The 19,493-nt window shown below is 70.7% G+C and carries 19 protein-coding genes and 1 riboswitch; of the genes, 10 read left to right on the top strand and 9 right to left on the bottom strand.

What is annotated here, in order from left to right; genetic code table 11:
- Positions 1 to 13: 13 nt before the first annotated feature.
- From O7605_RS25920 to O7605_RS25900, 5 genes are all read left to right on the top strand, one after another.
- Positions 14 to 1,774: a DUF6119 family protein gene (locus O7605_RS25920; RefSeq protein ID WP_269741585.1), complete on the top strand. Its 1,761-nt coding sequence runs from the start codon at positions 14 to 16 to the stop codon at positions 1,772 to 1,774.
- Between the two features lie 61 nt (positions 1,775 to 1,835).
- Positions 1,836 to 2,201, top strand: a complete 366-nt coding sequence (locus tag O7605_RS25915) for an MmcQ/YjbR family DNA-binding protein (protein WP_269741584.1) — start codon at positions 1,836 to 1,838, stop codon at positions 2,199 to 2,201.
- Positions 2,202 to 2,273: 72 nt separating this feature from the next.
- Positions 2,274 to 2,876, top strand: coding sequence for a dihydrofolate reductase family protein (locus O7605_RS25910; RefSeq protein ID WP_269741583.1), 603 nt, complete (start codon positions 2,274 to 2,276; stop codon positions 2,874 to 2,876).
- A 392-nt stretch (positions 2,877 to 3,268) separates the two neighbouring features.
- A complete protein-coding gene (locus O7605_RS25905) occupies positions 3,269 to 5,398 on the top strand; it encodes a PQQ-dependent sugar dehydrogenase (RefSeq protein ID WP_269741581.1) in 2,130 nt (709 codons plus the stop codon).
- 19 nt (positions 5,399 to 5,417) lie between these two features.
- On the top strand, positions 5,418 to 6,389 hold the full coding sequence (locus O7605_RS25900; RefSeq protein ID WP_269741580.1) for a sugar phosphate isomerase/epimerase family protein: 972 nt from the start codon (positions 5,418 to 5,420) through the stop codon (positions 6,387 to 6,389).
- A gap of 96 nt (positions 6,390 to 6,485) precedes the next feature.
- Here the strand turns inward: O7605_RS25900 and O7605_RS25895 are convergent, their stop codons facing one another.
- The 6 genes from O7605_RS25895 to O7605_RS25870 form a co-directional block, all read right to left on the bottom strand.
- Positions 6,486 to 6,914 (bottom strand): VOC family protein, encoded by a 429-nt coding sequence (locus O7605_RS25895; RefSeq protein ID WP_164446885.1) that lies wholly within the window; start codon positions 6,912 to 6,914, stop codon positions 6,486 to 6,488.
- Positions 6,915 to 6,967: 53 nt separating this feature from the next.
- Positions 6,968 to 7,387: an AraC family transcriptional regulator gene (locus O7605_RS25890; RefSeq protein WP_332317152.1), complete on the bottom strand. Its 420-nt coding sequence runs from the start codon at positions 7,385 to 7,387 to the stop codon at positions 6,968 to 6,970.
- Positions 7,388 to 7,777: 390 nt separating this feature from the next.
- Positions 7,778 to 8,629 carry a pyridoxal kinase PdxY gene (gene pdxY / locus O7605_RS25885; protein ID WP_269741579.1) on the bottom strand — a complete coding sequence of 284 codons (852 nt, stop codon included), beginning with the start codon at positions 8,627 to 8,629 and terminating at the stop codon, positions 7,778 to 7,780.
- A gap of 171 nt (positions 8,630 to 8,800) precedes the next feature.
- The gene (locus tag O7605_RS25880; RefSeq protein ID WP_269741578.1) at positions 8,801 to 9,805 is read right to left on the bottom strand and encodes a MerR family transcriptional regulator; all 1,005 of its coding nucleotides are present in this window, start codon (positions 9,803 to 9,805) and stop codon (positions 8,801 to 8,803) included.
- A gap of 6 nt (positions 9,806 to 9,811) precedes the next feature.
- On the bottom strand, positions 9,812 to 10,480 hold the full coding sequence (locus O7605_RS25875; protein ID WP_269741577.1) for a HEAT repeat domain-containing protein: 669 nt from the start codon (positions 10,478 to 10,480) through the stop codon (positions 9,812 to 9,814).
- A 105-nt stretch (positions 10,481 to 10,585) separates the two neighbouring features.
- Entirely contained in the window at positions 10,586 to 13,033 is a 2,448-nt protein-coding gene (locus tag O7605_RS25870) for a M14 family metallopeptidase (RefSeq protein WP_269741576.1), read from the bottom strand.
- Positions 13,034 to 13,360: 327 nt separating this feature from the next.
- On the opposite strand from O7605_RS25870, the gene O7605_RS25865 reads away from it, so the two are divergent.
- From O7605_RS25865 to O7605_RS25855, 3 genes are all read left to right on the top strand, one after another.
- Positions 13,361 to 13,687 (top strand): hypothetical protein, encoded by a 327-nt coding sequence (locus O7605_RS25865; protein ID WP_269741575.1) that lies wholly within the window; start codon positions 13,361 to 13,363, stop codon positions 13,685 to 13,687.
- 100 nt (positions 13,688 to 13,787) lie between these two features.
- Positions 13,788 to 14,267 (top strand): hypothetical protein, encoded by a 480-nt coding sequence (locus O7605_RS25860; protein ID WP_269741574.1) that lies wholly within the window; start codon positions 13,788 to 13,790, stop codon positions 14,265 to 14,267.
- A 76-nt stretch (positions 14,268 to 14,343) separates the two neighbouring features.
- Positions 14,344 to 15,615, top strand: a complete 1,272-nt coding sequence (locus O7605_RS25855) for an MFS transporter (RefSeq protein WP_269741573.1) — start codon at positions 14,344 to 14,346, stop codon at positions 15,613 to 15,615.
- A 9-nt stretch (positions 15,616 to 15,624) separates the two neighbouring features.
- Here the strand turns inward: O7605_RS25855 and O7605_RS25850 are convergent, their stop codons facing one another.
- Positions 15,625 to 16,305 carry a GNAT family N-acetyltransferase gene (locus tag O7605_RS25850; RefSeq protein ID WP_269741572.1) on the bottom strand — a complete coding sequence of 227 codons (681 nt, stop codon included), beginning with the start codon at positions 16,303 to 16,305 and terminating at the stop codon, positions 15,625 to 15,627.
- Between the two features lie 9 nt (positions 16,306 to 16,314).
- Positions 16,315 to 16,431: riboswitch (SAM riboswitch) on the bottom strand.
- Positions 16,432 to 16,495: 64 nt separating this feature from the next.
- Here O7605_RS25850 and O7605_RS25845 point away from each other — a divergent pair.
- The gene (locus O7605_RS25845) at positions 16,496 to 17,257 is read left to right on the top strand and encodes an arginase family protein (protein WP_269741571.1); all 762 of its coding nucleotides are present in this window, start codon (positions 16,496 to 16,498) and stop codon (positions 17,255 to 17,257) included.
- 11 nt (positions 17,258 to 17,268) lie between these two features.
- On the opposite strand, the gene O7605_RS25840 is transcribed toward O7605_RS25845, so the two are convergent.
- Complete coding sequence (locus tag O7605_RS25840) at positions 17,269 to 17,541, bottom strand: GNAT family N-acetyltransferase (protein ID WP_332317151.1); 273 nt, start codon at positions 17,539 to 17,541, stop codon at positions 17,269 to 17,271.
- Between the two features lie 84 nt (positions 17,542 to 17,625).
- Here O7605_RS25840 and O7605_RS25835 point away from each other — a divergent pair, with 84 nt between their 5' ends.
- Positions 17,626 to 18,372 carry a phosphotransferase family protein gene (locus O7605_RS25835; RefSeq protein WP_269741569.1) on the top strand — a complete coding sequence of 249 codons (747 nt, stop codon included), beginning with the start codon at positions 17,626 to 17,628 and terminating at the stop codon, positions 18,370 to 18,372.
- Between the two features lie 153 nt (positions 18,373 to 18,525).
- On the opposite strand, the gene O7605_RS25830 is transcribed toward O7605_RS25835, so the two are convergent.
- Complete coding sequence (locus O7605_RS25830) at positions 18,526 to 19,485, bottom strand: diacylglycerol/lipid kinase family protein (RefSeq protein WP_269741568.1); 960 nt, start codon at positions 19,483 to 19,485, stop codon at positions 18,526 to 18,528.
- Positions 19,486 to 19,493: the final 8 nt, after the last annotated feature.

The raw sequence follows: 19,493 nt of genomic DNA, 5'->3' as shown, positions 1-19,493 counted from the left end.
CGAGGAGATCGCGATGCGCAGTGCGACGAACCGGACCCTGGCCGTCTCCAGCACCCGCCCCACCAACCGCAAGGACCGTCGCCGGCCCGACCCGCATCAGCCGGCGCTCTTCGACAGCCCGGTGCCGCCGGCTACACCCGGTACCCACCCCACCACCGTCTACCGCCTCCGGGTCTCCCCCACGCCTGACGGTTTACGGGAGGCACTCAACCTCCGCTACCTCAACGACAACGGCTTCGAGCCGGTGCCGAGATACGTGGCCGGCGCGCCGGCCCTGCTGGTGCACGGCAGCGTTCCCCGCCCCCGCGCCGAGTGGTGCGACATCCTCGCCGGGCTCACCGGCGAGGAGGTGGACCTCGGTTACAGCAGCGGCGGTGGTGCCCTGCTCCTGGTGGTCGACGAGCGCGCCTACGCCCTGGCGTACGGAACCCTGGGCCGTCACATGGTCGACCAGGAGGCGATCGACCGGACGTTCGGAGTGTCGTTCGCCGTCCGCGCGCTCATGCCGAGTGACATCCGGCAGGTACGCCGCAGGATGGTCGGCGCCAACGGTCGAGTCGACCGTAGCTTCGTTCCCGCCGGCCAGCCCATCTGGAAGTACGGCATCGACAAGTGGGGCGAGATCGTCGGCCAGGTGGGCGGCCGTACGGAGAATATGCGGCTCTCCGTCTGCCGGCAGAGCGGAAAGCCGACCCGAATCAACGGGGGCGACGCCCTGCACATCCATCTCTGCGTCGAGCCCGGCGGGCTCCTGGCGGACCTGCGGGAGATCGAGCGGGTCTGCCAGGAGGAAACGCCACCCGCCGACCTGGAGTTCATCACACAGATCCGCCCGGTGCCGCCGTCGGACCCGCGCATGACGCAGCTGCACGACATCCTCGACGAACGCCTGGCCCTGACCGACCCACCTGCTCTCGGCCTGGCCGTGCCCGGTGAGCTGGTCGGCGACATCGAGCACGTCGGGTCGTACCGGATCCAGGTCCCGAAGTCGGGACGGCGCGCAACCCTGACCGATGAGCTGGACCTGCCGGCGATCCTGGCCCACACCAACGCCGCACTCAACGGTGACCGGTGGGACGGGCTGCGTAACGGCACGCTGACCCTCTACGCCGATGCCAGCGGCAACGACGAGATGCAGTCAGGCCGCCTCTACCGTTGGATCACGGCGGAGGTGGCGGTCGGCACCAGTCAGCTGCTGCTCCACGAGGGCAACTGGTACGAGATCGGCGAGCGGCACCGTGACTTCCTGCGGCGTGAGATCGCCGAGATCCTGGCTCGGCCGTCTGACATCACGCTACCGCCCTGGACAGTGGAGCTTGAGGACGAGGACTCCTACAACCGGGCGGCGGCAGGTAGCGACCCAGGCCTGATCCTGCTGGACAAGAAGCTCCTGCGCACGGAGCAACATGCCCGCGGAATCGAGGCGTGCGATCTACTCGGCCCCCGTGGCGAACTGATCCACGTCAAGCGGGCGAAGAGCAGCTCCCCGCTCAGCCACCTCTTCGCCCAGGGGATCGTCTCCTACGAGGCACTGCGCTACCAGACGGACGCGCGCGCCAAGTTCCTCGACGTGGTACGGCAGCAGCCGAACGGACGGGACCTCGGCCAGGACTTCCGACCCAGCAAGGTCGTCTACGCCATCGCGCTCGGCGGCAGCCGGACGGTCACCGTCGACTCACTCTTCACCTTCGCCCAGGTGGCGCTCTACCAGGCGATGAAGGCACTGCGGAACGAGGGCGTCGACGTCGAGATCATCGCCATCCCGCCGGAATGAAGCTGAGGTCCGGTAGCGGTGGCTGCCTGCTCGTGTCGGACCGGTGTCGTAGCTTGGGCCGATGACCGACATGGTGGCGATCGTCCGGCGGGCCTGCCTGCGTCTTCCCGAGGTCAGCGAGCGGCTGAGCCACGGCACCCCGACCTGGTTCGTCCGGGGCAAGAGGTCGTTCGTCATGCTCTGGCCGGACGGCCATCACCAGGACGACTTCGCCCACCTGTGGTGTGCCGCCCCGCCCGGCTCCGCCGAGGAGCTGATCGCGGAGAATCCGCGGACCTACTTTCGCCCGCCCTATGTGGGGCATCGCGGGTGGGTCGGCGTACGCCTCGACACCGGGATCGGCGAGGCCGAGCTGGCCGAGGTCATCGAGGACGGCTACCGGTCGGTGGCGCCCCGGACCTTGCTCGCCCGGCTCGACGAGCCTTGATGAAGCCACGCTTCGACACAACCTGGCGTCGAGCCGGAAGCAGTTGCAGGTCACTACCTCGTGGGAGACAGCGTGTCGGGTCGGTTCGTGTACTGGATGAACGTGTCGGTCGATCTGCGGATCGAGCGCGCCCCGGGTGAGCAGGGCGGCGGCGACTGGATGCGCATCGGCGAGTCCTTGCATCGGGAGTTCAACAGGCGGGCTCGGGCGATGTCGCTGATGATCGAGGGCCGCACGATCTACGAGACGATGGAGGCGTTCTGGCCGGGCGCCCGCGACGACGAATCCCTGCCGGACTACCTGCGTGAGTACGGCGAGATCTGGACCTCGATGCCCAAGGTTCTGGTCTCGCGCACCCGCGACGACGCCGGGCACCACACCCGGGTCGTCGGTGGGGACGACGCGATCGGGCAGCTCGCGCGGCTGCGGGAGCATTCCGACGGCGACATCGGGGTCGGCGGTGCCACCCTGGCGACCAACCTGCTGCGGGCGGGGCTGCTCGACGAGCTGCTGCTCTTCACCCACCCGGTCGTGCTCGGTACCGGCCGGCCGCTGTTCGACGACCATGACGAGCCGGTCGAGCTGGACCTGATCGAGCAGGCGTCGTTCGACCAGGGTGTGACGATGCACCGGTACGCGGTCCGGAGGGCCCGCGACACCGGCCCGCTGGCCTGACGGGTCACAGCGAGCCGTCGGTCCAACCTGCACCGCCCTCGGGTCCTGAGAAGCCACCTCCGGGGCCGAGGGCGATTTTTCGTGTGTGGACGATCCTTTCGCCACCGTGGCGGAAAGTTCCATTAAACCTGGCAGAAGCCATGGACATATCGACATGGCTTTTGTTAACTTCAGCCCGGATGTTACGACGAGGTGAATCGCCGCAGGGGCCAGCGCCACGCTCGTGACCTCCGACGGCCCCTCGGACACCTACCCCAATCCTCAGCTTCCGCGCCCGCGTCGCCCACCGGCGACCCAACGGGCCATTCGGTGCTGCCCGACACCCGGAGGAGAAGCCCAGCACCCGTACGTCCCCGACCTGCCCGACCCGTCCTCACACCAAGGAGAGGCAGTTGAAGAGACGACTCGCGCTCGCGGTGGCCGGTCTGACGACCATCACGCTCGTCGCCCCGCCCGCCAGCTCGATGGCCGCGCCGGCCAACCCCACGGCCGCCGGCACCAGCAGTCCCCCGCCCGACACGGCCTTCCAGAAGGTCACCCTCAACGACCGTCCCGGCGAGCCGATGGACCTCGCCGTGCTGCCCGACGGTCGGGTGCTGCACGTGACCCGCGCCGGCCAGGTGTGGCTGCACAACCCCGACACCGGGCGCAACACCATCGCCGCCACCCTCGACGTCTACCAGCACGACGAGGAGGGCCTGCAGAACGTCGCCGTCGACCCGGGCTTCGGCCGACGCGGCAACAACTGGGTCTACCTGTACTACTCGCCGCCGATGGACACCCCGGTCGACGACCCGTCCACCCCGGACGTCAACGAGGGCGACGCCCCGGCCTGGGGCACCGAGGAGGAACTCGCACCGTTCCAGGGTGTCATCCGACTGTCCCGGTTCCGGCTGGTCAAGGACACCCTGGACCTGCGTACCGAGCAGCGGATCATCGACGTGCCGGTGGACCGGGGCATCTGCTGCCACGTCGGTGGAGACATCGTCTTCGACGCGAAGGGCAACCTGTACCTGTCCACCGGGGACGACACGAACCCGTTCGAGTCCGGCGGGTACGCCCCGATCGACGAGCGGCCCGGCCGCAACCCGGCGTACGACGCGCAGCGCACCAGCGCCAACACCAACGACCTGCGTGGCAAGATCCTGCGGATCAAGGTCGGCACCAACGGCAGGTACACCATCCCCAAGGGGAACCTGTTCAAGCCCGGCACCCGGGGCACCCGTCCCGAGATCTACCTGATGGGGCTGCGTAACCCGTTCCGGATCGAACTGGACCGCGAGACCGGCGACCTGTACGTCGGCGACTACTCACCCGACGCCGGCCAGCCCGACCCGCTGCGCGGACCGGCCGGACACGGCAAGTGGTTCGTGGCCCGCGAGGCCGGCAACCACGGTTGGCCCTACTGCGTCACCGCGCAGTTGCCGTACCGGGACTACGACTTCGCCACCGAGGAGTCCGGTGCGGAGTTCGACTGCGCGGCACCGGTCAACGAGTCACCGAACAACACCGGGCTGCGCAAGCTGCCCGCCACGCAGCAGCCGGACGTGTGGTACAGCTACGGCGCCTCCGCGCAGTTCCCCGAGTTGGGCACCGGCGGCATCGGCCCGATGGCCGGGCCCGCGTACCGCTTCGACCGCTCCACCACCCGGGGCCGCAACCCGGTGGCGTGGCCGTCGTACTACGACGGCAAGCCGCTGTTCTACGAGTGGACCCGCGACTACGTCAAGGCGTTCCAGATGGACCGGCGCGGCACGCTCGACGGCATCGAGCCGGTACTGCCGTCGGTCGTCTTCGACAACCCGATGGACCTGGAGTTCGGCCCCGACGGCGCGCTCTACGTCCTCGAGTACGGCGACGGTTTCTTCAGCGAGAACCCGGAGGCGCAGGTGGCCCGGATCGACTTCATCGGTCGAGACGGCAACCGCAGCCCGATTCCGGTGGTCTCGGCCAGCCAGACCGCCGGTCTGGCCCCGCTGACCGTGGAGTTCTCCAGCGAGGGCACCACCGATCCGGACGGCGACCGCCTGCGGTACGAGTGGTACCTCGACGACGACGACCGGGTCGACTCGCGGTCGGCGAACCCCACGTTCACCTACCGGGAGAACGGCAGCTACGAGGCGACGCTGAAGGTGACCGACCGGAAGGGACGCTCGGCGTCGGCGTCGGTGCGGGTCGTGGTCGGCAACGCCGTGCCGGTGGTCGAGCTGATCGCGCCGGTCGAGGGCCAACCCTTCGCCTTCGGCGACACCATTCAGTACGAGGTACGGGTGACCGACGACCAGCCGGTCGACTGCGCCCGGGTCAGCGTCACCTACATCCTCGGCCACGACGACCACGGCCACCCGCAGACCACCGCCAACGGCTGCACCGGCTCGATCCTCACCACTGTTCCGTCGGGGCACGACCCGGCGACCGACAACCTGTCCGCCGTGTTCGTCGCCAACTACACCGACCCCGGTGACGACGGACTGCCGCCGCTGACCGGGACCGACCAGGTCGTGCTCGTACCCGGCGTGTAGATCCACGAGAGGAGTCATCATGTGTTACGGCTACGACGGGATGGCCGCGCTGCGGCGTTCCGTCCTCGACCGGCGGGGCCTGCTACGCGGCTCGGTGGCCGCGATGGCCGGCGTCGGCCTCGCCACGGCGGGAGTGGGCGCGACCGCCGCCTCCGCCGGTTCCAAGCACGGTCCCGGCCACGGACACGGGCATGGCGGTCGGCGGCGGGTGCCGCCGGGGCTGATCAGCATCCAGTTGTGGACCGTCCGCGACGCGCTCAACGGCGAACCGGGATACGACGCCACCCTGCGGCACCTCGCCCGGATCGGCTACCCGAAGGTGGAGCTGGCCCTGGGCTACTTCGGCCGCAACGCCGCCCAACTGCGTCGCTTCCTGGACAGCATCTGCATCAAGGCCACGTCCAGCCACGACGGGATCAGCGAGACTCCCGCCGCGCTGCAGGAGAAGATCCGCAACGCGGTGACGCTGGGTCAGAAGTTCATGGTGGTGCCGTACCTCTACTCGGAGAACGCCGACGACTGGAAGCGGTGGGCGGAGCAGATGAACGTCGAGGCCGCCGCGGCGGCCCGGGCCGGTCTGCGCTACGGCTACCACAACCACGCCCACGAGTTCACCATCGACCTCGGCGGCGGTCGTACGCCGTGGGACGTGCTGACCGAGGAACTGGATCCCCGGCTCGTCCACCTGGAGATCGACATCTACTGGGCGGTCACCGGCGGCATCGAGTCCGGCGACGGTGTGCGCGACCCCGAGGGTTTCACCCTGGACGTCATCCGCGCGGCGCCGCAGCGGGTGCTCCAGTACCACGTCAAGGACCGGCACGCCGCCGACGGCGACATGGCCGACCTCGGCACCGGGATGATCGATTTCAGGCGGATCTTCCGGAAGCACCCGGTGCTGGAGTACATCGTGGAGAACGACACTCCCGACGTGACGCCCCAGCAGACCGCCGAGGTCGGCTACCGCTACCTGCGCAACCTGCGGTACTGACGAACCTTCTCCGCGGTAGTCGCCGGGTGCCGAGTCGACCAGATCGGCCCGGCACCCCGGCGATGCGGAGGCTCGTACGTCGTCGGACCTGCTCACTCAGTCGAAGTCCGCGGGGGTGAACTCCCGCTGTTCGACCAAGACCAGCCAGTTGCCCGAGTTGTCCCGCGCGACGGCCTCCACCCCGTACGGCCGATCCGCCGGCTCCTGGATGAAGTCGACCCCCTTGGCCCGCAGGTCGTCGTAGGTCTTGCGGCAGTCGTCGACGGCCAGGCCGACGGCGAACAGGTTGCCCTCGTCCTGCGCCCGACGGAACATCTCGGCCACCTCCGGCGTCAGCGGCGGCCCGGGAAGGGTCAGGTGCACCTCCAGTTCCGGTTGGCTGGGGTGCTTGACGGTGCACCACCGGTAGCCCTCGCCGAGGGTGATGTCGACGCCCTCGACGAAACCGAGAATGTCGACGTAGAACGTCTTGGCGGCGTCGATGTCCTTGACGAACACGCTGGTCAACGAGACGTTGGTAATCATGGGACCAGGTTAGGAGACGGTCGGCGGCGTCCGGCTTCTCCTGGCTTGCGGCGTCACCCGCGTCGTTCGGCGAGCCCCCACATGAAGACGAAGCAGCCCGGAATGTGCGGGGCTCCGCTGCTCGCCCAGCGGCGCTGGAACTCGCTCGGCGTCTCACCGACCACGTCACGAAACCGGCTGCTGAACGAGCCGAGACTGGCGAACCCGACGGCGTAGCAGACCTCGGTCACCGTCAGGTTCGTGCTCCGCAGCAGATCCTGGGCCCGCTCGATGCGCCGTTGCGACAGGTACGCCGCCGGAGAGCAGCCGTAGGTGACGGTGAACAGGCGCTGGAAGTGGTACTTGCTGACGCTGGCGACAGCCGCGACGGCGGTGAGATCCAGCGCCTCGGTGTAGTGGCGGTCCATGTGATCGCGGGCGCGTCGCAGGTGAACCAGCAGGTCACCGGAGGCGCGGCGGGGTGGAGCGCTCATCACCGCCAAGCTTATGCCGTGGTCGGTCCGAATGCCTGGGCACGATCCGGCCTCGGCATCGGGAAGGGCTGCCGGATCAACGTGAACATGATCTTCGGTGTTGAGTACGTGCGCGTAGCGCCTCCCACCACCTAGTCCCCAACCACGCTTTGCTCTGCTTCACTCCACGCACAACCGAGTTGAGATGGGGTTGTCCGGCGACACCGCCCGGCACGTAGGTTGCGGAGCGCAATCAATGCGTGGGGTGAAGCAGAGCAAAGGACGTAGGGGTAGTCCTAAGTTCCGGCCGGAATGTCACTGAGTGTGAGGCCGGGAGGTGGAGGTTGTCACGGATCAGCGGCTCACCTGAGTGTCGCCGGTCGGCGGTGCGGACTCGCCGTCCGGGCCGCGTCAACGCAGCCGGCGGGCGGGGAAGCGCGGCGGCGGGTCGGCGATCGCGGCCTGGGCGGCGACCAGTTGGAGTTCGCGGGTGCCGGCCGCCAGGGTCGCCTCCAGCACCGCGAAGATCGAGGCGGTGGTGCGTTCCAGCGCCGTGGCCGGCGATCCGGTCGTGGCCAGGTGCGCCAGGTACAGGGCGGCGGTGACGTCGCCGCCGCCGTTCGGGGTGATCGGCAGCAGCGGGGTGGTCACCGCCCAGGCACCGGCGTCCGAGACCGCCACCACCTCCAGGGTGTCCGCCGGCAGGTCGCCGTGCAGCACGCTGGTCACCAGGACGTGCCGGGGCCCGGTGGCGCGTACCGCGTCGACGGCGGCCAGCAGGTCGTCGACCGTGTTCGTCGGTCGGCCGGCGAGGAACTCCAGCTCGAACTGGTTGGGCGTGATGATGTCGGCGCGGGGCACCACCACGTCGCGCAGGTACTCCGGGATGCCGGGCCGGACGAACATGCCCCGGCCGACGTCGCCCATCACCGGGTCGCAGCAGTACAGGGCGTCGGGGTTGGCGGTCTTCACCAGGGTCACCGCGTCGAGGATCACCGCGCCCATCGCCGGATCCCCCTGATAGCCGGAGAGCACCGCGTCGGCGTCACCGAGCACCCCACGGTCGGCGATGCCGGCGATCACCTCGGCGACGTCGGTGGGGGCCAGCAGCGGTCCGCGCCACGCGCCGTAGCCGGTGTGGTTGGAGAAGTGCACGGTCAGCACCGGCCAGACCTCGTGGCCGAGCCGCTGCAGCGGGAACACCGCCGCCGAGTTGCCGACGTGGCCGTAGGCGACCGAGGACTGGATGGACAGGATCTTCACCGTCCCATCATGGCGGTCGGCGGCCTCCGGTGGAGCCGGGCCCCCGCTACCCGCCGCGCCAACAGCCGGGCAACCGGGCAGCCGGGCGACCGGGTGACAACTGACCCCGACCGGGCGCGCTGACACTCCGCTGCGGCGCCTGACCGACGTGACGCCCGGCCGCGCGCTCCGCTATCGCCCGTCGCGCAGGGTCAGCACGTACCTGGCGGTGGCCGCGACGGTGCGGTCCGCGTCCTCGGACAGCTCGGCGAGGGCCCGGGTGGCCGTGGCCCCCGGGATGTCGGCGAGCGCCTGCGTCAGCCGGCTGCGTTCCGGCGGCCCGATGCCGCTGTCGGTCAGACGCTCGACGAGCCGGGTGGCGATCTGGTCCGCCAGCGCGGGCTCACCGGCCAACGCGGTCAGGGCGTCGGCCGCGTCGGCCTCGTTGGTCTCCTCGACGACCATCTCGATCAGGGGCGGGATCGCCTCGGCCACGCCACGTGCCCCCAGCGCGAGGGCCGCGTACCTGCGGACGACGGGGTCGGGGTGGGTGAGGGCGTCCCGCAGCAGCAGGGTCGCGGCACCGTCGGGGATCTCGGCGACGGACCGCACGGCGCGTTCGCGTACCTCGGCGTCGGGTGCGTCGAGGCCCACCGCCAGCAGCGCCGCCGCATCGCCGGCCGACTGCGCCAGCGCCCAGCGCAGCGCACCGGCGACGTTCGGGTCCGACTCGCCCAGCACCGCCTCGACAAGTGCCTCCGCCGGCATCGCCGGGTCACCGGCCGAGGACAGGGCGGCGTGCTGACGGCGTCCGGCGTTCTCGGAGCCGAGAGCCTGGAGCAGGGCGACGACCTGGAGCACGTCCGCCCAGTCGGTGGGTTGCGCGGCCCCGATCCGACGCAGCCGGGTGAGCAGCTCCGTCTGCGCCGCGATCCGCTCCCGGGTCTGTTGGATCAGGTCCGCCACGAGTCGCGCGGGGGTGAAGGCGGGATCGTCGAGCGCCCGCCTCACCTCCCGCAGCGACAGCCCCAGCGACCGCAGGCTCTCGATGTGGAAGATCCTGCGGATGTCGTCGCTCGAGTACTCCCGGTAGCCGACCCCGCTGCGGCCCGTCGGCTCCACCAGGCCGAGCGACTCGTAGTGCCGGAGCATCCGGGCACTGACGCCGGAGCGGCGGGCCACCTCACCGATCAGCACCGCCGGTCACCGGATCCGGTCGTTCTCGCCGAGCGCCACCACACGCTTCGCCTCCTCGACCGCGAACTCGAAGCCGGCGTCCGGGTCGTCGAGCAGGCGTTGCGTGGCGATCGCGTGCTGCCGCACGCCGGGGTCGGGATGGGTCCCGGCCGCGGCCAGGACCGGAGTGACCACCTCACCGAGCGCGATGAGTGCCCGGCTGAGGCTCAACCGCGTCTCCCGACCGCCGCGCCCGAGCTGGGTCGCCAGCGCCTCGGCCAGCGCCGGCCGGTCACCCTCGGGTGCCAGCACCACCGCCGCCCGCCAGGCGCTGCGGGCCACCTCGTCGTCGGCGTCGGTCAGCAGCGCTCGGGTGATCGCCGGCCACGCCCGCCGGTCGCCGATCTTGGACAGGGTGTGCAGCGCCTGGCTGCGGGCCTGTGCGGTTTCCGAGCGCAGCGCCGCGACGAGCCCGGGGACGGTCAGTGCGGCCGGGTGACGGGTGAGGGCCCAGGTGAGCATCTCGCGTACGGAGAAGTCGGGCTCGACCGCGCAGCGCTCCACCAGCTTGTCGATCAACTGCGGGTCGGGGGTCGTGCCGGCCGCCAGCGCGGCCCGCAGCCGCACCGACGCGTCGATGTGCGCCAGCCCACGCAGCATCCGTGCGGTCTGCGTGGCCTCCTGTGACGTGTTCATCCGGATCACCTCCTCGACACAGTGAAGACCTTGTCACTCTGTCAAGGTCAAGCCGTGGGTGCCGGCAGATCGGCCGGGGCACCCACGGCTCGCCGCGGCGTCCGGTCAGCGCTTCGGTGCCTTGACCTTCTGTTTGTTGTGGTTGTTGCCCCGGCCGTCGGGCTTGTAGTTGCGCTCCACGTTGCCGGCCGCGTCGACGGAGAACCAGTGCACGGTCGTGCCGACGGGGATGGTCAGCGTCTCGCCGCCCTCCCGGATGCCGGCCGAGCCGTAGAGGGTGGCGGCGTAGGTGGGTCGGCTGCGGTCGAGGGTGTAGAACACGGCCGCCGGTTCGCTGGTGAAGAAGGTGACGTCGACCATGCCCGGGGTGGCGCTCGCCCGCACCGAAAGCGAGCTTTTCGGCCGCTTCCGGTCGGTGTCGAAGTCCCGGGCCACCCGCAGCATCTCGGTCAGGCCGTTGGCGAACTCCATCGTCTCGGCGTGCGCCTCCTGCCAGTCCGGCTGGAACGAGGTGCCGACCTCGAAGTTCCAGGCGTAGATGCCGTACTTGTACCAGAGCATGTCACCGGAGTTGCCGGCCGCCGAGTACAGCACGTCGGCGATCGGGCCGGTCCGGGCCGGGGTGACGGCCAGGTTGCGGTGCCGCTTGATGGCGGTCAGGATCCGCGACGACGCGCCCCAGAACAGCGACTCCTCGGCCAGCGTCGGCCGCGGCGCGGAGATCCGGCCGGGGACCGCGTACGAGCCGGGCGACCACATGAAGTAGTTGCCCGACGAGTGCAGGTTCATCGAGAACCTGATGTTCGGTCGGGCGGCCAGCCAGTCGACGTTGCGGTTCTCCGGCTCGGACAGTTCGCCCGGGCCGGCGTACGTGCCGCTGGTGCAACTTGTCGACGCGCCCGCGTACCCATCGAACAGGCTGTACTCGGTGTAGTTGCGGTTGTTGTCCACGCCCCACGAGTTGCGGCCGAGGAAGTCCGCCGGCGCCTGCGGGGCGCAGTGGTTGGTCATGTTCTTGCGCTGGGAGTTGAAGTCGTAGAACGAGTAGTGTCCGCCGTCCGGGTTGATCGACGGAGCGATCCAGATGTCGAGGTTGTCGACCAGTTCGCGGGTCTTGCGGTCGTGCGCGTAGTTGCGCAGCAGCCGTTCGGCGGTCTCGATGGTGACCAGCGGCGGCACCCACTCCCGGGCGTGTTCCTGGGCGTACGCGAGCACCCCGAGGCGGGAACCGTCGCGGTGCTTGCCGATGCGGATGGCGTACACCGGGTGCGGGTCGCGGGAGACCGACGCCGGCGCGGCGAGGCCGTCGGAGAGCGCGGTCCGCGCGGCCGGCGCGACCACGCCGGTACCCGGGTTGCCCCGATAGGTGTACGCGGTCAGCAGCGTCCCCGCCTGCGCGTTGAGCGCGGCGACGACCTGCTCGGCGGTGCTGGTGACGGTGCCGCTGCCGTCGGTGGCGAGGTCGACGCGGACCGTGGCGCCGGTGACGGTCACCGCCAGGGGCGCGTCGGCGACGCCGGGATCGGCGAGTTCGACGGAGATGTCGTTGCCGCCCTGGTGACCCCAGGCCAGCGAGTCGACCGCGACCCGACTGGCGTCGACGGTGCCGAGCACCGCCTGCGCCTTGCGCCGGTAGCCGTTGGTCCGGTGCGGCAGCTCGACGATCTCCGAGATCTTCGGGTACTGCGCGGCCAGGGCCTTGATCCGGTCGTACAGCTCGGTGGGGGTCAGGTAGCTGGCCACGAAGTCCTTCATGTAGCCCGGCCCCTCGGGGTCCTTCGGCGGGATCGGCAGCCACTCGTTGACCTTGGCCACCGCCACGTCACCGCTCGGGCTGGTGATCCGCACGTACGCCGGACGGCTGGTCACCTGCGCCGCGCCCCGGTGGTAGAGGTAGACACCGGCGTCGACGAACCGGGAGATGGTCTGGGTGCCGCCGGAACCGATCTCGGTGCCCGGCCCGCTGTCCCGCTCGACGGTCAACGGGCTGGCGTCGGCCTGTCCCTGCGCCCACTTCGCCTCGACCGAGAGCACCTGCGTGTCGCCGGAGGTGTAGTAGTCCGCCCGGATGATCCTGACGTCGGCGACCGTGGACCGGGCCGAGAAGTCGGCCGCGGCCGCGTACTCCCGGTTCTCGGCCAGGTGGGCGGCGATGGTCGCCTCCCGCTCGGCCACCCGCTGCGCCGCGTCCTGCGGGGTGTGCAGCACCGTGCCGAAGGTGAAGCCGGCCCGGGTCAGCGTGGCGACCTCGTTGCCGGTCACCACGGCGTGCACGACGATGCCGTCCCCGGTGTGGGTGACATGGTGGTCGAGGTCGACGCCGGTGGCCACCAGGGCGTCCAGTTCGGCGGTGTCGGCCAGGATCACCTCGACTACGCTGGCCCGCTCGTCGGCGAGCCGGCCGAGGTCGGCGGGCGCGGTCACCGGCGCGGCGGTCTGTGGCGCGATCGCCGCGGCGGGGTTGACCAGCAGCAGGACGGCCGCGAAGGCGGCCAGTGCGGTGGCGGCGGGCAGCTGGGGTCGCCAGCGCGAGCCCGTACGGACCTTGGACATGAGGCGGTCGCCCCTCTTCTCGGCGCGCGGCGCGGAGGCAGCGGGTTCAGCGCGGATCCGCGCAGCCGCCCACCCTGCGGACGGCCACGACGGCGCGCTCGGCGGTCGACGCTGCCCGCATCGCCGATTACGCAGCGTCGCGCATCCGGGTCGTAGGAGTGATCGAGATGCCGACATCCTTCGCCCGCAGATAGGGATCTGTCAATCGTCGGCGGCCCCGCCCCCGGTGACCGCGCCCACCTCCCCCGACGGTCCCGGAACTCGTGTTTGACCTGCGTGCAGACTGGAGATCAAGAGCGTGAGGCTCGACAACGAGGGGGATCACGCGTGTCCGAGAACGCCACCGACCGGCACCACCACACCGCCGACCGTCCGGCCGGGGTAACCGACCCGTTGCTGTGGCGGCTCGCCCTGGACGTCGCCGACGCGCACGCACCGGGCGAGGACGGTGGCTGCACCCACCTGCTGTGCGCCGGCCAGAACTGGCCGTGCGAGCCGTGGCAGCAGGCCCAGCGGGCACTGAACCTCGCCCAGGGCGGCACAACCGACGAGACGTCGGCATCCGCTGCCCCACAGGAAAGCACCTGGGCCGCCCCGGCTGCCCGGCCGGCCTGGTCGACGGAGCGGTCCCGCCACGAGTCCGCAGCCGCCTGAGCGACCGACCGCCCAGCACATCGTTGGGCATGTCGCCGAAGGCCAGCACCTCCGGCGGCCGACGGACAGGATTGGGTTGCTGTCAATGTAGCGTTGACGCATGGTTGACCCGCTCGATCAACTGGCCGGCGTCGGGGCCGCCCGGAACCGACTCGACGAGACCGAACTCGATCTCATCGACCGTGCCCGGCTGGCCGGTGCGACCTGGGCCCAGGTGGCCGAGGCCCTCGGCCTGGCCAGCCGGCAGGCCGCCGAGCAGCGCCGCCAACGCCTGGCCGCCGCGCGTGCGGCCCGTCGAGCGGTGGCGGACCGGGGCTGGCCGGCCGAGGTCGCCGCGTTACGCGGCCTCCTCATCGAGCTGCGACGTTGGATCGACGCCGACCGTCGCTGGGATGCCCGCTTCGACCGGGCCGCGTTGACCCGCCGTACCACGATGCTCGCCCTGGAGGCCGAGCCCGGCGGCCTGTACGACCTGGCCACCCGGATCCGCGCCGACCTACCGGCCAACGATCCCGAACTACCCGCCCCGATACGCGCCGTCGCCCGCCACCTCGCCGAGGCGCTGTCAACGCAGCGTTGACATCTGCCCAGAGTCTTGCCTCGAAGTAACTCAAGAATGGACGCTGTGAGCTCCCCTGACTCGTTCCGGAGGGCCCATGCGGCGCAACGCGATCCTCTTCGTGGCGGTGTCGCTGCTGTCCGGCCTCGGCGGCAGCGCGATGGCCCTGGTCACCGGCATCTGGATTCTCGACCTCACCGACTCCCCCGGCCTGGCCGCGCTCGCCGGCCTCTGCGCCTACGCGCCCACCCTCGCCGGCCCGTGGCTCGGCGCTGTCGTCGACCGGCTGCCCCGACGCCCGGTCGTCGTCGCGGCCAACCTGACTCTCACCGCCACCCTGCCCACCCTGCTGGCGGTGCGTGGTCCCGGCCAGGTGTGGCTGCTGTTCTGCGTGGCCACGGTCTACGGCATCGCGTACGTCCTGATCGACGCGGGCGAGAGCGCCCTGTTGCCGGCGGCCCTGTCGGGTGTCCACCTCGGACGGGTCAACGGGTGGCGCTCCAGCGCCCAGGAAGGCGTCAAGCTGGTCGCCCCGCTGGCCGGTGCCGGCCTGTACACCTGGCACGGCGGCCAGCTGGTCGCCCTGCTGGCCGCCGTGCTGCCGGCCCTCGCCGCAGCCGGCTACGCGGCGCTGCGCCTGACCCGCACGCCGCCGCCGGTCGCGATCCCGGACCGGGGAGTCCGAGTCGGGCTGACCGTCCTGTTCGGCGCGGTGTCGATCCGACAACCGGTGACGCTCGCCGCGGTCGCCATCGGCATGTCCGGGTTCACCACCGCCGCCGGCTACGCCGTCGTCACCGACACGCTCGGCCTGCCGGCGACGTTCCTGGGTGTACTACTCAGCGCCCAGGGCGCCGGCTCGGTCGCCGGTGGACTGGTGGTCGGCCGGATGATCACCTGGTTCGGCCCGACAGCGGTGGCCCTGGCCGAGGCCGGACTCTTCGCCGTCAGCTGCCTGGGCAGATGCCTGCCCTGGTGGCCAGCGGTCGTCGCCGCGTCGGTGGTGACCGGTCTGGGGTTGCCGTGGGCGCTCGTCGCGGCGATCACCGCCGTCCAGACCCACAGCCCCGACGCGCTGCTCGGCCGGGTCGCCGCCACCGCCAACACGGTCATGTTCGGGCCGATCGCGGCGACGACGCCGCTCGGCGCGGCCGCCGTGCTGCTCGGCCCCCGGCCACCGCTGGTCCTCGCCGCCGCCGGCTGCCTCACCGCTTGCGCGCTGACCTGGCGACGTCGGCGCGAGCGGACATCGTCGCGCCGCTCCCCCCATGTCGGCCGGGCGACGGCGCTGACGTCGGGAGCGGGAATGCCGGACGCCGTCAATGAGAGAAGGGTGCCAAACACCCGAACTCGGCAGCCGAGCCGCTGACCTCGACCATCACTCGGTCGGCCGCACGGCCCCGCTGGGTGGGGGCGGGCATGCTCGCGTCCTGCATTCCCGGCTCCCGAGCCGCGCCTGTAGCGCTGTCCGGCAGGCCGGCCACTCCGAATCAATGATCGAGTACATGGCAGAGTCTCGGAGCAGCCCCGCCTCGCCCGGCGCCCAAGACCGCGACCAGCGTCGTAGGACACCCTCGAACCGCGCACCCGTACGCTCGATTGCCATGCGGGAGACCGTGTTGCGGGCATCCGTCTTCAGGTCGACCCGGGCCACTTTCCACACCTCGAACGCGTTGGCGAAAAGCAGGAACTTCGCCTCCGTGTTCAGTCCCGTCCGCTGCGCCGACGCCGCCAGCCAGGTGAAACCCACCTCCACCGCGTAAAGCACGTCGCGATCTGGCAGGAGCCGGGGATCCCAGTAGGCCGTCGCACCGACGGCGTGGCCACTCGCCTTCGCCACCTGCGCGTACGGCAACAGCGTCCGCTGCGCCGCCCGGGCCAGCTGCGCATCGATGTAGTTCCCGACCTCGGCCGCGGTAGGCACCCAGGTGAACCGGTACGAGGCTCTGTCCTCCTCGGCTACGGCTGCCAGGTCGGCGGCGTGCCGGTGACCCAGCGGCTCCAGCCGAACGAGGTCGCCTTCGAGAACGCCAGCGGCACACGTCACAGGAAATGGCATGCTCTCTCCGTTCGCGGCTTGCCCGATGCTTCGTGCAGCGGGCCGGGTCATCACCCGGGGCACCCCACCCACGAGACGGAGGGTTGCCGGCCAGCGAGCCGGGGCTTCGCGCTGGCGCTCATGACCTGGAGGGACCATAACAAGTCCAAGCCGTGAATGATGACTGTGGACCTCGACGAAAGGATGCGGCGTGACCACGATCCTGGTGCCGTACCACCAAGATGAGCGGCTGCTGGACGGTGAGATCTCGGTGGCGGCGGACATCGATGTTCGGTCGCAGGTACGCGACGGGGACGTCTGGCGACACATGGCGGGGGTGTGCTCCGCTACTGCGGCGGCAGTGTCGCCGGTGGTGGCGGCTGGCCGCGTGCCGGTGGTGGTCTCCGGCGACTGCCTGGTCGCCGGCGGCACCGTCGCCGGGGTGCAGGTAGCGGGAGTCGACCCGGCGGTTGTCTGGTTTGACGCCCACGGTGACGTGCACACCTTGCAGACGAGCACATCGGGCTACCTGGGGGGTCTCGCGTTGCGGCTGCTGAACGGTGCGCATCCGGAGCGGTACGCCGACGTGATCGGGTTGCGGCCGGTGCCGGCGGAGCGCACGGTGTTGGTCGACGCGCGCGACCTGGATCCCGCCGAGATCGAGTATCTGGCCGGCAGCGCGACCCGCCGGATTCCGGTCCCCGAGGTTTCCGCGGACACCGTGCCGTCCGGTCCGCTGGTCCTGCACGTCGACGTGGATGTCATCGACTCGGGCGCGGTGCCCGGTCTGCGTTACCCGGCGCCGGACGGCCCGTCGGCGGATGCCGTCTTGGCCGCCTGCGCACGGCTGTTCGCGACCGACCGGGTGGTGGCGTTCGATGTGGCATGCCCATGGTCGCGGACCGAGGACGAGGGCCAGCGGGACATCCGTAAGGAGCTGCTGTCCCGGCTGACGGCTCTCGCCACCCACTGAGCCGCAGTCCCTCAACCGGGAACGTCGCGAAGCTCCTTGACCAGGAACAGACAGCGGTCGGCGACCTCGTGTCGGGTTCCTCGCTCGTCGATGTAGTGGTACCGGTCGAGGTAGCGGCAGCCGGTGTCCTGGTATCCGAGTCGCAGGTAGAGCGCACCCGCCCGGGAGTTGTCCTCGCCGACACCCATCCCGATCCGGTGGTGGCCGCGTCGCAACGCGAGTTCCTCGGCGGCCCGGATGATCGTCGTTCCGACGCCCTGAGACCGGTGTCCGGCAGCGGACACTGTAGTGACAGCGGCAAATCCGGTCTCTGCTCCACGGCTGCTTTGTCCAGACGCCCGCAGCGACATCGCCGATCGACCCCGATAATGACCGGTGTGGATGAGGTCACGGTCGTCGTCGCCCACAGTGAGCGCGCGACCCTGCGGGTCGGTGATGTGTTCCTGAAGGTCGACAGTGACCAGGCGCGCATCGATGTCGAGGTCGAGGCGATGCGGCTGGCGCCCGTTCCGACCCCGGAGGTCCGGTGGCGCAAGCCGCCCGTCCTCGCGATCGCCGCAGTGCCCGGCCGGGCACTCGGTCGTCTCGGCGAGCCCTCGCCCGCGTCACCGGCGGCGTGGGCCGCGGCGGGCGCGGTGATCCGGACGCTGCACGACACGCCACCACCGCCGTGGACCGGCAGGAAGCTCGTCGGCCTGGACGCGGAACTCGAACGCGAATGCGCCTGGCTCGTCGACAGCGGCGCCCTGCCGGCTGACCTGGTCGACCGCAACCGCGAGATCGCCGAGGCCGCGATTCGGCCGTGGACGCCGGTGTTCATGCACGGCGACCTGCAGATCACCCACATCTTCACCGACGGCGACGAGGTCACCGGCGTGATCGACTGGTCCGAGGCGGCACCCGGCGACGCGCTGTACGACCTGGCCATCCTGACCCTCGGGCACGAGGAACGACTCGACGATCTCCTGGCCGGCTACGGCACCGACGTCGACCGGGACGTGATTCGGGCCTGGTGGTCGCTGCGCAGCCTGCTGGCGTCCCGCTGGTTGATCGAACACGGCTTCGACCCGTCGGCGCCAGGCTGCGAGTTCGACGTGCTCAGATCGCGGATGTGAGGCGACACCGGCCCGACATCGGCGGGGATGCACGGCGACCGGGGCCCCGTCCCGCATGACCGGATCGGCGACCTGCACCGGACCCCGGGACCACGTTCGCCCGAGCGTGGTCCTGCCGCTGGCGGGTCGGGTCGGGCGACCTGCCATCCCGGCTCACTGTGGCGCGGCCGGCGCCTCCTCGTCGTCCCGATCCGGGCAGCACACGGTCAGGGCGGCGGGCACGGCGCGTACCTTCAGTTTCCGGGCCGTGCTGCGGGCGCCGCCGTCCAGCTCGTACGTCTTCGGCTCGGCGAAACGGACCTTGACCTTGCGGCCCCGGGTGATCCGCACGAACTTGGAATCCTCGGAGCGGCCGGTGGCCATCTTGCCGAGGGTACGGGCCCAGTCGACGGCACCGCTGGCGGTGGAGACCCCGATCTCCAGCGAACCGCTGTCAGGGCGGGCGTCGTCGAAGGCGGGGATGCCGCCGGTGATGGTGCCGACGTTGCCGAACAGCACGCAACTGGCCTCACCGTCGAACCAGAGGGCACCGTCGACGGTGATCCGGGTCCGGGTCAGCTCGCCACGCACGTGACGCAGCCCGGTCCACACGTAGGCGAGCCGGCCGAGACGCCCCTTCATCTCCCGGTCGGCCTCCCGGATGAGGTCACCGTCGAAACCGGCACCGGCCATCACCGCGAAGTGCTCACCGTTGAGCTTGCCCAGGTCGAGCCGACGCCGCTGACCGTGCAGACCGATCCGGACCGCCTCGCGCAGATCCTCGGGAACGCCCAGGTTGGTGGCGAACAGATTGGCGGTACCGGCCGGCAGGATCGCCATCGGTACGCGAGACCCGGCGAGGGTGTCGGCGCACCGTTGGACCATGCCGTCGCCGCCCCAGACGAAGACCAGTTCGGCACCCCTGTCGAGCGCCTTGCGGACCTTCTTCGGCGCCTTACGGCTCTTGGGCACCTCGTACCAGAGCAGCTGCTCGACACCCGCGCCGACCAGGGCGGCGCGCAGCTCGTCCAGGCCCCCACCGAGGTTCTTCTTCCGGTGGGCCACGACCGCGACGGTGCCCACCGCCACGGTGGGCGCAGGCCGGTCCGGATCCACCAGCACACTCGCACTCATGCCGGCCA

The sequence above is a fragment of the Verrucosispora sp. WMMA2121 genome, from assembly GCF_027460185.1.
In the GTDB taxonomy this organism is placed as follows: Bacteria; Actinomycetota; Actinomycetes; order Mycobacteriales; family Micromonosporaceae; genus Micromonospora; species Micromonospora palythoicola.
Note: the sequence above shows the minus strand (reverse complement) of the source record. Positions and strands in the feature narration are given on the sequence as shown.

Bases quoted from the DNA above. Each gene is read 5' to 3' on its own strand.
- O7605_RS25890 (WP_332317152.1), bottom strand. From the start codon at position 7,387: ATGAGCGCTCCACCCCGCCGCGCCTCCGGTGACCTGCTGGTTCACCTG.
- O7605_RS25855 (WP_269741573.1), top strand. From the start codon at position 14,344: ATGCGGCGCAACGCGATCCTCTTCGTGGCGGTGTCGCTGCTGTCCGGC.
- O7605_RS25875 (WP_269741577.1), bottom strand. From the start codon at position 10,480: ATGAACACGTCACAGGAGGCCACGCAGACCGCACGGATGCTGCGTGGG.
- O7605_RS25870 (WP_269741576.1), bottom strand. From the start codon at position 13,033: ATGTCCAAGGTCCGTACGGGCTCGCGCTGGCGACCCCAGCTGCCCGCC.
- O7605_RS25895 (WP_164446885.1), bottom strand. From the start codon at position 6,914: ATGATTACCAACGTCTCGTTGACCAGCGTGTTCGTCAAGGACATCGAC.
- O7605_RS25860 (WP_269741574.1), top strand. From the start codon at position 13,788: ATGGTTGACCCGCTCGATCAACTGGCCGGCGTCGGGGCCGCCCGGAAC.
- O7605_RS25835 (WP_269741569.1), top strand. From the start codon at position 17,626: ATGACCGGTGTGGATGAGGTCACGGTCGTCGTCGCCCACAGTGAGCGC.
- O7605_RS25900 (WP_269741580.1), top strand. From the start codon at position 5,418: ATGTGTTACGGCTACGACGGGATGGCCGCGCTGCGGCGTTCCGTCCTC.
- O7605_RS25915 (WP_269741584.1), top strand. From the start codon at position 1,836: ATGACCGACATGGTGGCGATCGTCCGGCGGGCCTGCCTGCGTCTTCCC.
- O7605_RS25920 (WP_269741585.1), top strand. From the start codon at position 14: ATGCGCAGTGCGACGAACCGGACCCTGGCCGTCTCCAGCACCCGCCCC.
- O7605_RS25830 (WP_269741568.1), bottom strand. From the start codon at position 19,485: ATGAGTGCGAGTGTGCTGGTGGATCCGGACCGGCCTGCGCCCACCGTG.
- O7605_RS25850 (WP_269741572.1), bottom strand. From the start codon at position 16,305: ATGCCATTTCCTGTGACGTGTGCCGCTGGCGTTCTCGAAGGCGACCTC.